This is a genomic window from Acinetobacter sp. V2 (genome assembly GCF_001188385.1).
GTDB classification, from domain to species: Bacteria; Pseudomonadota; Gammaproteobacteria; order Pseudomonadales; family Moraxellaceae; genus Acinetobacter; species Acinetobacter oleivorans.
Window position 1 is genome coordinate 862,456 of record NZ_JZFB01000001.1, and the last position, 439, is coordinate 862,894.

The following is a 439-nucleotide window of genomic DNA, read 5'->3' on the forward strand; positions in this document are numbered from 1 at the left end:
GTAACACTTTCTAATGGTGAAAGAATTGAAACACAAACCGTGATTTGGACTGCTGGCATGCGAGCCAACCCACTCACCTCTCAAGTTACTGGTGAAAAAGATAATTTAGGACGTATTTTAGGGGATGCTTATTTACATGCACCTGAAGCAAAAAATATTTTTGTGACTGGCGACACTGTAAAAGTTCCAACCGATGATTTAGGTAACTTTAACGTGATGTCTTGCCAACATGCCATGAGTCTAGGCCGTGTAGCGGGTTACAATGCTGCGGCAGAACTAGTTGATTTACCACTTCATCCATACAGTCAACCGAAGTATGTGACGTGTGTTGATTTAGGTCCGTGGGGCGCACTCTATAGCGAAGGTTGGGATCGTCAGGTTCAATTTGTGCGTGATGAAGCTAAAAAAATTAAACAAGAAATTAATACCGTCTGGATTT

At 41.9% G+C, this 439-nt stretch carries 1 protein-coding gene; it reads left to right on the top strand.

Annotated elements, in window-relative coordinates; genetic code table 11:
* On the top strand, nucleotides 1-439 hold a 439-nt coding region (locus UC75_RS20105; RefSeq protein ID WP_228137071.1), incomplete at both ends, for an FAD-dependent oxidoreductase.